Here is a 13,414-nt window from a genome sequence, read left to right as displayed (position 1 = left end):
CGGTGCCCCGTGCGTGAGAGACTGCACGCCATGGTGCGCTGGTTGACAGCGGGGGAGTCTCACGGCCCCGCGCTCACAGGAATCGTTGAGGGACTGCCGGCCGGGATCCCGGTCACGACGCAGGACGTGCAGGACGCGCTCGCGCGCCGCCGCCTGGGGTACGGGCGCGGCGCGCGCATGAAGTTCGAGCAGGACGCGGTGACGATCCTCGGCGGCGTCCGCCACGGCCGCACCCTCGGCTCGCCCGTGGCGATCCAGGTGGGCAACACGGAATGGCCCAAGTGGGAGAAGGTGATGGCCGCCGATCCCGTCCCCGCGGAGGAGCTCGACGGTCTGGCCCGCAACGCGGCGCTCACCCGCCCGCGGCCCGGCCACGCCGACCTGACCGGCATGCAGAAGTACGGCTTCGACGAGGCCCGTCCCCTCCTCGAGCGCGCCTCCGCCCGTGAGACCGCCGCCCGTGTGGCCCTGGGCACCGTCGCCCGCGCCTTCCTCGGCGAGCTCGGCGTGCGGATCGTCTCCCACACCGTGGCCTTCGGGGAGGCCGCCCTGCCGGAGGGCCACCCGTTCCCCGTCCCCGAGGACGAGGCCCGCCTCGACGCCGACCCGGTCCGCTGCCTCGACCCGCAGACCTCGGCGGCGATGGTCGCCGAGGTCGACGACGCCCACCGCGCCGGGGAGACCCTCGGCGGCGTCGTGGAGGTGCTGGCGTACGGCGTGCCGATCGGCCTGGGCTCCCACGTGCACTGGGACCGCCGCCTCGACGCGCGGCTGGCCGGGGCGCTCATGGGCATCCAGGCGATCAAGGGCGTGCAGGTCGGCGACGGGTTCGCCACGGCCGCCCGACGCGGCTCCGCCGCCCACGACGGGATCGCCCGCGGCGCGGACGGCCGCCCCCGGCGCACGAGCGACCGGGCCGGCGGCATCGAGGCCGGCATGTCGACGGGCGAGCTGCTGCGCGTGAGCGCCGCGATGAAGCCGATCGCCACGGTGCCGCGCGCGCTGCCCACGGTCGACGTCGCCACGGGCGCGGAGACCACGGCCCACCATCAGCGCTCCGACGTGGCGGCCGTGCCCGCCGCGGGCATCGTCGCCGAGGCCATGGTCGCCCTCGTCCTGGCCGACGCGATGCTCGAGAAGTTCGGCGGCGACTCCGTGGCCGAGACGCGCCGCAACCTCGAGGCGTTCCAGGCCGCGGTCCCCGCCCTGCCGGAGCCGGCCGCCGACGTCGTGGCGGACGGCCCGATGGGCGACCCCCTGCCGTGACCGACACCCCCGGGACCGCGCCGGCCCCGGGACCGGACCCGAGCACGCGTCCCGTCCCCGGCCCCGTCACCGTGTGCCCGTGGGAGGGCATGACCGGTGCCCTCGAGGCGCGCCTGACGGCCGCGGCCACGGTGGCCGCCGCGGCCGACGAGGACCCGGCCGCGCGCCCGGCCCGCCGGGTCGTCCTCGTCGGCCCGATGGGGGCCGGGAAGACGACGGTCGGCCGGGCCCTGGCCGCCGTGACCGGGCTGCCCTTCGTGGACTCCGACGAGCTGTTCACCCAGGTCCACGGCCCGATCCCGGAGTTCTTCGCCGAGCACGGCGAGGCCGCGTTCCGGGCGGAGGAGGCGCGCGTCATCGGCCATGTGCTCGGCCGACCCACCCCGTGCGTCCTCTCGTGCGGCGGCGGCGCCGTCCTGCATCCGGGCACCCGCCGCGCGCTGGCCGGGCCGGACTCCGACGTCGTCTACCTCGCGGTCGGAGAGGAGGAGGCGCTGCGCCGCGTGGGCGGCGGCGCGGGCCGCCCCGTCCTGGCCGGCGACCCCGCCGGGACCTGGCGGCGCATCCTCGCCGAACGCGAGGGGCTGTACCGCGAGGTCGCCGACCTCGTGCTCGACACCACAGGCCTGACGGCCGCCGAAGCGGCCTGGCGTATCGTGGGGGACGCCCACCGCCCCCGAAGGAGTGAGTCACACCCATGACCGACCGTGAGCCGGACATCACCGAGCAGGAGACACCGGGGGCGGCGCCCGCGGCCGCTCCGGCCGCACCCGAGGACGTGACGGTCATCCCCGTGGCCGGCGGCCACGAGGCGGCCGTGCACGGCGGCTACGACGTGGTGGTGGGCCGGGGCCTGCTCGCGCGCCTGCCGGACCTGCTCGGCCCGACCGTCCGACGCGTGCTGGTCATCCATCCGCGCGCCCTCCGGGCCACCGGCGACGTCGTCAAGAACGACCTCGAGGCCGTGGGCCTGACCGCACTGACCGCCGAGATCCCGGACGCCGAGGAGGGCAAGCACCTGCAGGTGGCCGGGTTCTGCTGGCAGGTGCTCGGCCAGAACGACTTCACCCGGTCGGACGCGATCGTCTCCGTGGGCGGCGGCGCCGTGTCCGACCTGGCCGGCTTCGTGGCGGCCACGTGGCTGCGCGGCATCCGCGTCGTGCACATGCCCACCACCCTGCTGGGCATGGTGGACGCGGCGGTGGGCGGCAAGACCGGCATCAACACCGCCGAGGGCAAGAACCTGGTGGGGGCGTTCCACAATCCGGCCGGCGTGCTGGCCGACCTGGACACGCTGCTCACCCTGCCGGCCAACGAGCTGATCTCCGGCCTGGCCGAGGTCGTGAAGTGCGGCTTCATCGCCGACCCCGCGATCCTCGACCTCATCGAGGAGGACCCGGCCCAGGCCCAGAACCCGCACTCCCCGCGGCTGCGCGAGCTGATCGAGCGCTCGATCCGGGTCAAGGCGGACGTCGTCTCCCGCGACCCCCGCGAGTCGGGCGCCCGCGAGGCACTGAACTACGGCCACACGATGGGGCACGCGATCGAGCTCGCCGAGCGCTACCAGTGGCGCCACGGCGCCGCGGTGTCCGTGGGCCTGGTCTTCGCGGCCGAGCTGGCCCGATCCCTCGGCCGGCTCGACGACGCCACCGCGGACCGGCACTGGTCGGTGCTGACAGCCCTGGGCCTGCCCGTCTCCTACCGCGGGGACCGGTGGCAGACCCTGCTCGAGGGCATCCGCCGGGACAAGAAGAACCGCGGCGACCAGCTGCGCTTCGTCCTGCTGGACGGGCTCGCGCAGCCCACCACCGTGGACATCCCGGACGCGTCCCTGCTCTTCGCGGCGTACCAGGAGATCGCGGAGTGAGCCGCCGCTGACCCCGGCCCCGCGCGGGGCCTCCCGTAGACTGGCCCGCGCACATCCAAGACCCCACCCACTGCAGGCGGACCCGTGACGGTCCGCGAGACCGATCGGGAGCACACACGTGGCAACGAGCAACGACATCAAGAACGGCGCCGTCCTGAAGCTGGAGGGCCAGCTCTGGAACGTCACCGAGTTCCAGCACGTCAAGCCGGGCAAGGGCGGCGCGTTCGTCCGCACCAAGATGAAGAACATCACCACGGGCAAGGTCGTGGACAAGACCTTCAACGCCGGCGCCAAGGTCGAGTTCGCCACCGTGGACCGCTCCGACTACCAGTACCTCTACCAGGACGGCGCGGACTACGTGTTCATGGACGTCAAGGACTACGACCAGATCACCGTTCCCGGGGCCGTGGTCGGCGACGCCGCGAAGTACATGCTCGAGAACACCCAGGTGGTCATCGCCCTGCACGAGGGCACGCCGCTGTACCTCGAGATGCCGGCGTCCGTGGTCCTGGAGATCACCTACACCGAGCCGGGCCTGCAGGGGGACCGCTCGTCCGCCGGCACCAAGCCCGCCACCGTGGAGACCGGCGCCGAGATCCAGGTGCCGCTCTTCGTGGAGCAGGGCACCCGCGTCAAGGTCGACACCCGCACCGGCGACTACCTCGGCCGCGTCAATGACTGAGCGGGCCTCCGCCGGCTCCGCTGCCAAGCGGGGGACCACGGCGCGCAGCCGCTCCCGGCAGCGTGCGGTGGAGATCCTGTTCGAGGCCGAGCAGCGCGGCTCCACCGCGCTGGAGGGCATCCGCACCCGCCGCGAGAGCACCGACCTGCAGGTGAACGCCTACACCCAGCGGCTCGTGGAGGGCGTCATCGCGGACCAGGAGCGGCTCGACGAGGCCCTGAGCTCCTACTCCCGGGGCTGGTCCCTGGACCGGATGCCCGCCGTCGACCGGGCGATCCTGCGCGTGGGGGCCTGGGAGCTGCTGTTCCAGGACGATGTGCCGGACGCCGTCGCCATCTCGGAGGCCGTCGCCCTGGCCGCCCAGCTGTCCACGGACGACTCGCCCGAGTTCGTCAACGGTCTGCTCGGCCGCCTGCAGCAGGTCAAGCCGACACTGCTCGCCTGAGCCCCCGAGGGCTCCGTCACGAGGCCCGTCCCGCACCGCGTCATCCGCGCCGCGGGGCGGGCCTCGCTGGTAGAGTCGACGACGTCCCGCACGGGGCCACAGCGGCGCCCGGGGACGAACCACGCATCCTTTAAGAGCCGTCCTGTGAGGCGGGGAAGGAGGCGCCGGCATGGGAACTGATCCCGCCGCACCTCGTGCTGCCCGGACCGTGCTGTCCGCGTCCGAGATCGACCGGGCGCTGACCCGGATCGCCCACGAGATCCTCGAGTCCAACAAGGGCGCCGAGGGTCTCGTGCTGATGGGGATCCCGCGCCGCGGGGCCCCCCTGGCCCGGCGACTCGGCGACCTGCTGGCCCGCATCGAACCGGCCTTCGACCCCACCGCCGCCGTCGGCGAGGTGGACGTGACGCTCTACCGGGACGACCTCCGCCGCGGCACGGCCCGCACCCCGATGCCCACCCGCCTGCCCGAGGTCCCCCTCGACGGCGCCGTCGTCGTGCTCGTGGACGACGTCCTCTTCTCCGGCCGCACCGTCCGGGCCGCCCTCGACGCGATCGCCGACCTGGGCCGCCCCGCCGCCGTGCGCCTGGCCGTCCTCGTGGACCGCGGGCACCGGGAGCTCCCCGTCCGGGCCGACTTCGTGGGCAAGAACCTGCCGACCTCCACCGCCGAGCGCGTCCAGGTCCGGCTCATGGAGGTCGACGGCCCCGAGGGCACCGGCGAGGTCACCGAGGACGCCGTGAGCATCGTCGACCGTGTCGCGACCCGGGAGGGCTGAGCCGTGCGCCACCTGCTGTCCACCGCCGACCTCTCCCGCGCCGACGCCCTCGCCGTCCTCGACACCGCCGAGGAGATGGCCGCCGTCAACCAGCGCGAGGTCAAGAAGCTGCCCGCCCTGCGCGGCCGCACCGTGGTGAACCTCTTCCTCGAGGACTCCACCCGCACCCGCATCTCCTTCGAGGCCGCCGCCAAGCGGCTGTCCGCGGACGTGATCAACTTCTCCGCGAAGGGATCGTCCGTCTCCAAGGGGGAGTCGCTCAAGGACACCGTCCAGACGCTCGAGGCCATCGGCGCGGACGCCATCGTGATGCGCCACTGGTCCTCCGGCGCGGCCCGCCAGCTGGCCGACTCCGGCTGGGTGCGCTCCGCCGTCGTGAACGCCGGCGACGGCACCCACGAGCACCCCACCCAGGCCCTCCTGGACGCCTTCACCCTGCGCCGGCGCCTCGCCGCGGCGACGGGAGAGGACCTGGTCGGCCGGGACCTGACCGGCATGCGCGTGGTGATCGTGGGCGACATCCTGCACTCGCGCGTGGCCCGGTCCAACGTGTGGCTGCTCAGCACGCTGGGCGCACAGGTCACCCTGGCCGCCCCGCCCACCCTGCTGCCCGTGGGCGTGGCCGCGTGGCCGTGCCAGGTCACCTACTCGCTCGACGAGGCCCTCGACGCCGGCCCCGACGCCGTCATGATGCTCCGCGTCCAGGCCGAGCGGATGGGCGGCGCCTTCTTCCCGTCCGCGGGGGAGTACACCCGGACCTGGGGGCTGACCGATGACCGCTTCGCCCGCCTCACCGCCGGCCGCGGCGCCCTGCTCGACGAGCCCGTGGTCATGCACCCCGGCCCGATGAACCGCGGCCTGGAGATCAGCCCGGCGGCGGCGGACTCGCCCCGCAACACCGCCCTCGAGCAGGTCGCCAACGGCGTGTCCGTCCGCATGGCGGTCCTGCACCTCGTCCTCAACCACGACCAGGAGGTCCGCCCGTGAGCGCCCCCAGCCCCGCCCCCCTGCTGCTGCGCAGCGCGCGCCTGACCACGGGCGAGACCGCCGACGTGCTCGTCGCCGAGGGCCGGATCGCCGCCCTCGGCCCGGACGCCGCGGCCCACGCCGCCGGCCTCGACCCGACCCCCGAGGAGGTCGACTGCGCCGGCCTGGTGCTGCTGCCCGGGCTCGTCGACCTGCACACCCATCTGCGCCAGCCCGGCAAGGAGGACGCGGAGACGGTCGAGACCGGCACCCGCGCCGCCGCGATGGGCGGCTTCACCTCCGTCCACGCGATGGCCAACTCGACGCCGACGGCGGACACCGCGGGCGTGGTGGAGCAGGTGTGGCGGCTGGGCCGGGACGCGGGCTGGTGCGATGTGCACCCCGTGGGCGCGGTGACCGTGGGCCTGGCCGGCGAGGCCCTGGCCGACCTCGGCGCGATGGCCGACTCGCAGGCCCGCGTGCGCATGTTCTCGGACGACGGCATGTGCGTCCACGACGCCGTGCTGATGCGCCGGGCGCTCGAGTACGTGAAGTCCTTCGGCGGCTTCGTGGCCCAGCACGCGCAGGAGCCGAACCTCACCGCCGGCGCCCAGATGAACGAGTCCGAGCTCTCCGGCGTCCTCGGCCTGGCCGGCTGGCCCGCCGTGGCGGAGGAGGCCATCATCGCCCGTGACGTGCTGCTGGCCCAGCACGTGGACTCCCGCCTGCACGTGTGCCACGTCTCCACGGCCGGCTCCGTCGAGCTGATCCGCTGGGCCAAGGCCCAGGGCGTGGCCGTGACCGCCGAGGTCACCCCGCACCACCTGCTACTCACCGAGGAGCTCGTCCGCTCCTACGACCCCGTGTTCAAGGTCAACCCGCCGCTGCGCCGCGAGTCCGACGTCCTGGCCCTGCGCGCCGGCCTGACCGACGGCACCATCGACACCGTGGGCACCGACCACGCCCCGCACACCGCCGAGACCAAGCAGTGCGAGTGGACGGTCGCGGCGATGGGCATGACGGGCCTCGAGACCGCCCTGTCCGTGGTGCAGCAGGCGATGGTGGACACCGGCCTGATGGACTGGGCCGGCGTCGCCCGCGTGATGTCCACGGCGCCGGCCCGGATCGCCGGCCTGACCGACCAGGGCCAGGCCGACGAGCGCGGTGTCCCACGCGTCGGCGCCGTGGCCAACCTCGTGCTCGTGGACCCGCAGGCCCGCCGCACGGTGGACCCCGAGCAGCACGTGACCAAGTCCCGCAACAGCCCCTACCGGGGCATGGAGCTGCCGGGCGCGGTGCGCCACACGGTCTATCGCGGCGCCCGCGTCGTCGCCGACGGCGCCCCCGCCCGGCCGTACCGCCACCCGGCCCTGACGGAGACGGGGGAGCGCGCGTGAGCATCACCCCTCTGGCCGCCGCCCTGGCGGCCCGACCCGTCCCGCCGCGGACCCCGACGAAGGACTACGCGGACGTGTGGCTGCCGGTGACCCTGGGCACCCTGGCCGTCGTCCTCGTGCTGCTCGGCCTGCTGGCCCTCGGGTGGCGGGCACGCCGCCGGGCGCAGGCCGGGATCCCGGCCCCGGCCCCCGTGCCGACGGCCCTCTACGACGCCGAGCCGACGCTGTCCGCGGAGGGCATGCACGTGGGCACGGTGCGCGGCGAGGACCGGCTGGACCGCGTGGCGGTGCACGGCCTGGGCCTGCGCTCGCGCGCGGTCCTCGAGGTCCACGACGCCGGCGCCCACCGCGGCCTGCTCGTGCTCCGCCCCGGGGCCGCCAACCTGTTCATCCCCGCGGACGACCTCGTCGAGGCCGGCCTGTCCGCCGGGATCGCCGGCAAGTTCGTCGAGCCGGGCGGGCTCGTCGCCTGGGGCTGGCGCCTCGGCGACGTCGAACTCACCTCCGCCTTCCGCCCCGACCGCCCCGAGGACCGCGACCGGCTCCTCGCCGCCCTGCAGACCATCATCGACCCCGCCCCGGCCGACCCGGCCGGCCGCGCAGGAGAAGGAGACCCCCGATGAGCACCCCCACCGACGACCTGGCCCTGCTCGTCCTCGAGGACGGCACCGTCCACCGCGGCCGGGCCTACGGCGCCCGCGGCCGCACCCTGGGCGAGGCCGTGTTCACCACGGGCATGACCGGCTACCAGGAGACCCTCACCGACCCGTCCTACGCGGGGCAGATCATCGTGCAGACCTCCCCGCACATCGGCAACACCGGGGTCAACGACGCCGACCGCGAGTCGCGGGCGATCTTCGCCGCCGGCTACGTGGTCCGCGACGCGGCCCGGCGTCCGTCCAACTGGCGCGCCGAGCGCAGCCTCGACGAGGAGCTCGAGGCGTTCGGCGTCGTCGGGATCCGCGAGGTCGACACCCGGGCCATCACCCGCCGCCTGCGCACCGAGGGCTCGATGCGCGCCGGCGTGTTCTCCGGCGAGCACGCCGCCCGCCCGGAGGCCGAGCTGCTGGCGGAGGTGCGCGCCCAGGCGTCGATGGCCGGCGCCCGCCTCGCCGAGTCCGTCACCACGGAGGAGCCGTACGTCATCGAGCCGGCCGCGCACGGGTGGGAGGGCGAGCCGATCGCCGAGATCGCCGCCCTCGACCTCGGCATCAAGGCCGCCACGCCGCGGCACCTGGCCTCCCGCGGCATCCGCGTGCACGTGCTGCCCGCGGGCACGGACCTGGCCGGCATCCGCGCCGTGGACCCGGACGGCGTCTTCCTGTCCAACGGTCCCGGCGACCCGGCCACCGCGGACGCCCAGGTGGAGCTGCTGCGCGAGGTCCTCGACGCCGGCCTGCCGTTCTTCGGCATCTGCTTCGGCAACCAGATCTTCGGCCGCGCGCTCGGCTTCGACACCTACAAGCTGAAGTTCGGCCACCGCGGCCCGAACCAGCCGGTGCTGGACAGGGCCACGGGCCGCGTGGCCATCACCTCCCAGAACCACGGCTTCGCCGTGGACGCCCCCCTCGGCGAGCCGATCGAGGCGCCGGAGTCACGCTTCGGCCGCGTCGAGGTCTCCCACTGGTCCCTGAACGACCAGGTGGTCGAGGGCCTGCGCCTGCTCGACCGGCCCGCCTTCTCCGTGCAGTTCCACCCGGAGTCCGCGGCCGGTCCCAACGACACCCTCGACCTGTTCGACCGCTTCGTGCAGCTGCTCACCGAGCACCGCACCGCCACCACCCCCGCCACCGAAGGAGCCTGATCCATGCCCAAGCGCACCGACCTGAAGTCCGTCCTGGTCATCGGCTCCGGCCCCATCGTGATCGGCCAGGCCGCCGAGTTCGACTACTCCGGCACCCAGGCCATCCGCGTCCTCAAGGAGGAGGGCGTCCGCGTCGTCCTCGTCAACTCCAACCCGGCCACGATCATGACCGACCCGGAGCTGGCCGACGCCACCTACGTCGAGCCCATCACCCCGGCCGTGGTCGCCAAGATCATCGAGAAGGAGCGCCCGGACGCCCTGCTGCCCACCCTGGGCGGCCAGACGGCGCTGAACACCGCCATCGCCCTCGACAAGGACGGGGTGCTCGAGCGCTTCGGCGTCGAGCTGATCGGCGCGAACATCGAGGCCATCGAGCTCGGCGAGAACCGCGAGCTGTTCAAGGGCGTCGTGGAGCGCGCCGGCGGCGAGTCCGCCCGGTCCCACATCGTGCACACGATGGAGGAGGCCCTGGCCGCCGTCGAGGACCTGAAGTACCCCGTGGTGGTGCGCCCCTCGTTCACGATGGGCGGCCTCGGCTCCGGCATGGCCTACGACGAGGCCGACCTGTACCGCATCTGCGGCGCCGGCCTGCAGTACAGCCCGACCTCCGAGGTCCTGCTCGAGGAGTCCATCCTCGGCTGGAAGGAGTACGAGCTGGAGATGATGCGGGACAAGAACGACAACGTCGTCGTCGTCTGCTCCATCGAGAACGTGGACCCCGTGGGCGTGCACACCGGAGACTCCATCACCGTGGCCCCGGCCATGACGCTGACGGACCGCGAGTACCAGAAGCTGCGGGACATCTCGATCAACGTCATCCGCGAGGTCGGCGTGGACACCGGCGGCTGCAACATCCAGTTCGCGGTGAACCCCGTGGACGGCCGCGTCGTCGTGATCGAGATGAACCCGCGGGTGTCCCGCTCCTCGGCGCTGGCCTCGAAGGCCACCGGCTTCGCGATCGCCAAGATCGCCACCAAGCTGGCCCTGGGCTACACGATGGACGAGATCCCCAACGACATCACCCAGAAGACCCCGGCGTCCTTCGAGCCGGTCCTGGACTACGTGGTCGTGAAGGTCCCGCGCTTCGCGTTCGAGAAGTTCCCGGCGGCGGACCCCACGCTGACCACCACCATGAAGTCGGTCGGCGAGGCCATGGCCATCGGCCGCAACTTCACGGAGGCCCTGCAGAAGGCGCTGCGCTCGCTCGAGCAGAAGGGCTCGGAGCTCGCGTTCCCGCAGGACGCCGACGCGCAGGCCCTGCTCGCGGCGGCGCGCACGGCCACCACGGACCGGCTCTCCCAGACCCAGCAGGCGCTCTACGCCGGCGCCACGATCGAGGAGGCCTTCGAGGCCACCGCGATCGACCCGTGGTTCCTGGACCAGTTCGTGCTCATCAACGAGGTCGCGGACGAGATCCGCGACGCCGAGGTCCTCGACGAGGCCCTGCTGCGCCGCGCCAAGCGGCACGGGTTCTCCGACGCCCAGATCGGCTCGCTGCGGCACATGGACGCGGCGGTGGTGCGCGGCGTGCGTCACGCCCTGGGCGTGCGCCCCGTCTACAAGACCGTGGACACCTGTGCCGCCGAGTTCGAGGCCTTCACCCCGTACCGGTACTCCAGCTACGACCTCGAGACCGAGGTCGCCCCGCACGAGGGCGAGTCGGTGATCATCCTCGGCTCGGGCCCGAACCGGATCGGCCAGGGCATCGAGTTCGACTACTCGTGCGTGCACGCCACCATGGCGCTGCGCGAGGCCGGCTACGAGACCGTGATGGTCAACTGCAACCCGGAGACCGTGTCCACGGACTACGACATCTCCGACCGCCTCTACTTCGAGCCGCTCACGCTCGAGGACGTCCTGGAGGTCATCGCGGCCGAGGAGGCCTCCGGCGGCGTGCGCGGCGTCTTCGTGCAGCTCGGCGGCCAGACCCCGCTCAAGCTGGCCCAGCAGCTCGCCGACGCCGGCGTGCCGATCCTGGGCACCTCGCCCGCGGCCATCGACCTGGCCGAGCACCGCGGCGAGTTCGCGCTCGTGCTCGAGCGCGCGGGCCTGGTGGCGCCGAAGAACGGCACGGCGGTCTCCTTCGACGACGCCAAACGCGTGGCGGACGAGATCGGCTACCCCGTGCTCGTGCGCCCCTCCTACGTGCTCGGCGGCCGCGGCATGGAGATCGTGTACTCCGAGGAGGCGCTGGCCCACTACGTGGAGCACGCCACGGAGATCACCCCCGACCAGCCGATGCTCGTGGACCGGTTCCTCGAGGACGCGATCGAGATCGACGTCGACGCCCTCTACGACGGCACCGAGCTGTACCTCGGCGGCGTCATGGAGCACATCGAGGAGGCGGGCATCCACTCGGGTGACTCCGCGTGCGTGCTGCCCCCCGTCACCCTGGGCCCGGACGTGCTCGAGCGCGTGCACCGCGCCACCGAGCGCATCGCGGCCGGCGTCGGGGTGCGCGGCCTGATCAACATCCAGTTCGCGCTCGCCTCGGACGTGCTGTACGTGATCGAGGCGAACCCGCGCGCCTCGCGGACCGTGCCGTTCGTCTCGAAGGCCACGGGCGTCCAGCTGGCCAAGGCGGCCGCGCGGATCGGCGTCGGCGAGAGCATCGCCGATCTGCGCGCGGCCGGCATGCTGCCCACGGCGTACGACGGCGGCACCCTGCCGATCGGCGCGCCTGTGGCGGTCAAGGAGGCGGTGCTGCCGTTCACCCGCTTCCGCACCGCAGAGGGCCGCGTGGTGGACTCGCTGCTGGGCCCGGAGATGCGCTCGACGGGCGAGGTCATGGGCATCGACAAGCACTTCGACACCGCGTTCGCCAAGTCCCAGTCCGCCGCCGGCGGCCCGCTGCCCACCTCGGGGCGCGTGTTCGTGTCGGTCGCGAACCGGGACAAGCGCACCCTCGTGGGCCAGGCCAAGCGCCTCGTCGACCTCGGCTTCCAGTTGGTCTCCACCGGCGGCACCGCCGAGGTGCTGCGGCGCAACGGCATCCCCGCGGAGGTCGTGGCGAAGATCGCCGACGCCGGGCACGAGGACGGCGCGGGCACCGTGCTGGAGCAGCTGCACGCCGGCACCGTCGATCTCGTGCTGAACACGCCCTCCGGCGGCGACGCCCGCACGGACGGCTACGAGATCCGCGCGGCCGCGACCTCGCTCGGCGTGCCGGTGATCACGACCACGGCCGAGTTCGGGGCGTGCCTGCAGGCCATCGAGGCCATGCGGTCCTACGAGTGGTCCGTCACCTCACTGCAGGAGCACGACGCGCGCCTGCAGCAGGCCGTCGCCGGGCCGGAGGCCGCGGCGTGACCACGACGGCGACGGGCGGCGCGGGGCCCCGCGCCCCCTTCGGGCGGCGGCTGGCGCACGCCATGGAGACGGCCGGTCCGCTGTGCCTCGGCGTGGACCCCCATCCGGGCCTGCTGCGGCAGTGGGGCCTGAGCGACACCCCGGCGGGCCTCGAGGCGTTCTCCCTGACCGCCCTCGAGGCGGCGGTGGGTCCCGAGGGGCCCCGCGTGGCGGCGATCAAGCCCCAGGTGGCGCTGTACGAGCGCCACGGATCGGCCGGCCTGGCGGCCCTGGAGCGGCTGCTCGCGGCCGCCCGGGACGCCGGCGTGCTCACGATCGCGGACGCCAAGCGCGGTGACATCGGCTCCACCATGGACGGCTACGCCGCCGCGTGGACCTCCGACGCCTCGCCCCTGGCCGCGGACGCGGTGACGCTCAGCCCGTACCTGGGTTTCGGCACCCTCGTGCCGACCATCCGCGCCGCCCACGAGGCCGGCCGCGGCGTGTTCGTCCTCGCGCTCACCTCCAATCCGGAGGGCCGCGAGGTCCAGCACGTGGGCGAGGGGTCGGCCGAGGGATCGGTGGCCCGGCGCATCGCCGCGGCTGCGGCCGCTGAGAACGCGGCCCTGCGCGGCGACGACGCGTGGGGGCCGGTGGGACTCGTCCTGGGCGCCACGGTGGCCGCGGAGGCGGACCGCCTCGGCCTGGACCTGCCGGCCCTCGGCGGGCCCCTGCTGGCCCCCGGGTTCGGTGCCCAGGGCGCCACGGCCCCGGGCATGCGGTCCGACTTCGGCACGGCCTGGGCGCAGGTCTTGGCGACCTCGTCCCGCGGCATCCTGAGCGCGGGTCCCTCGGTGACCTCGCTGGTGGACACGATCGAGGAGAATCGCGCCGCTCTGCGGTGACGCCCGCGTCCTCCCG

General features: G+C 73.9%; 12 protein-coding genes. All 12 read left to right on the top strand.

All coding sequences use genetic code 11. The annotated features are described in order from the left end of the window. The first annotated feature begins 30 nt into the window (after nucleotides 1–30). The 12 genes from aroC (at nucleotide 31) to pyrF (ending at nucleotide 13,398) form a co-directional block, all read left to right on the top strand. A complete protein-coding gene (gene aroC, locus ACUW6W_RS04840; protein ID WP_041103692.1) occupies nucleotides 31–1,266 on the top strand; it encodes a chorismate synthase in 1,236 nt (411 codons plus the stop codon). 89 nt (nucleotides 1,267–1,355) lie between these two features. Further along, nucleotides 1,356–1,967 (top strand): shikimate kinase, encoded by a 612-nt coding sequence (locus ACUW6W_RS04835; protein WP_240968317.1) that lies wholly within the window; start codon nucleotides 1,356–1,358, stop codon nucleotides 1,965–1,967. After that, the gene (aroB, locus tag ACUW6W_RS04830; protein ID WP_041103694.1) at nucleotides 1,964–3,133 is read left to right on the top strand and encodes a 3-dehydroquinate synthase; all 1,170 of its coding nucleotides are present in this window, start codon (nucleotides 1,964–1,966) and stop codon (nucleotides 3,131–3,133) included. The genes ACUW6W_RS04835 and aroB overlap by 4 nt, the downstream gene beginning before the upstream one ends. A 118-nt stretch (nucleotides 3,134–3,251) precedes the next feature. Beyond that, complete coding sequence (gene efp, locus ACUW6W_RS04825; protein WP_002857030.1) at nucleotides 3,252–3,815, top strand: elongation factor P; 564 nt, start codon at nucleotides 3,252–3,254, stop codon at nucleotides 3,813–3,815. Next, nucleotides 3,808–4,260, top strand: a complete 453-nt coding sequence (gene nusB, locus ACUW6W_RS04820; protein ID WP_049159157.1) for a transcription antitermination factor NusB — start codon at nucleotides 3,808–3,810, stop codon at nucleotides 4,258–4,260. Before efp ends, nusB begins: the two co-directional genes overlap by 8 nt. 169 nt (nucleotides 4,261–4,429) lie before the next feature. Then, complete coding sequence (gene pyrR, locus ACUW6W_RS04815; protein ID WP_002857026.1) at nucleotides 4,430–5,038, top strand: bifunctional pyr operon transcriptional regulator/uracil phosphoribosyltransferase PyrR; 609 nt, start codon at nucleotides 4,430–4,432, stop codon at nucleotides 5,036–5,038. Between the two features lie 3 nt (nucleotides 5,039–5,041). Further along, entirely contained in the window at nucleotides 5,042–6,025 is a 984-nt protein-coding gene (locus ACUW6W_RS04810) for an aspartate carbamoyltransferase catalytic subunit (protein WP_036313715.1), read from the top strand. Continuing rightward, a complete protein-coding gene (locus ACUW6W_RS04805; RefSeq protein WP_454179877.1) occupies nucleotides 6,022–7,401 on the top strand; it encodes a dihydroorotase in 1,380 nt (459 codons plus the stop codon). The genes ACUW6W_RS04810 and ACUW6W_RS04805 overlap by 4 nt, the downstream gene beginning before the upstream one ends. Then, on the top strand, nucleotides 7,398–8,024 hold the full coding sequence (locus ACUW6W_RS04800) for a PH-like domain-containing protein (protein WP_036380937.1): 627 nt from the start codon (nucleotides 7,398–7,400) through the stop codon (nucleotides 8,022–8,024). The genes ACUW6W_RS04805 and ACUW6W_RS04800 overlap by 4 nt, the downstream gene beginning before the upstream one ends. Next, entirely contained in the window at nucleotides 8,021–9,205 is a 1,185-nt protein-coding gene (gene carA, locus ACUW6W_RS04795; RefSeq protein ID WP_454179876.1) for a glutamine-hydrolyzing carbamoyl-phosphate synthase small subunit, read from the top strand. Before ACUW6W_RS04800 ends, carA begins: the two co-directional genes overlap by 4 nt. 3 nt (nucleotides 9,206–9,208) lie before the next feature. Further along, nucleotides 9,209–12,514, top strand: coding sequence for a carbamoyl-phosphate synthase large subunit (gene carB / locus ACUW6W_RS04790; protein WP_454179875.1), 3,306 nt, complete (start codon nucleotides 9,209–9,211; stop codon nucleotides 12,512–12,514). Then, the gene (pyrF, locus tag ACUW6W_RS04785; protein ID WP_454179874.1) at nucleotides 12,511–13,398 is read left to right on the top strand and encodes an orotidine-5'-phosphate decarboxylase; all 888 of its coding nucleotides are present in this window, start codon (nucleotides 12,511–12,513) and stop codon (nucleotides 13,396–13,398) included. The genes carB and pyrF overlap by 4 nt, the downstream gene beginning before the upstream one ends. The last annotated feature ends 16 nt before the right edge of the window (nucleotides 13,399–13,414 follow it).

The sequence above is a fragment of the Micrococcus sp. 093350064-1 genome (assembly GCF_053627955.1).
This window is presented reverse-complemented; position numbering and strand designations above follow the sequence as displayed.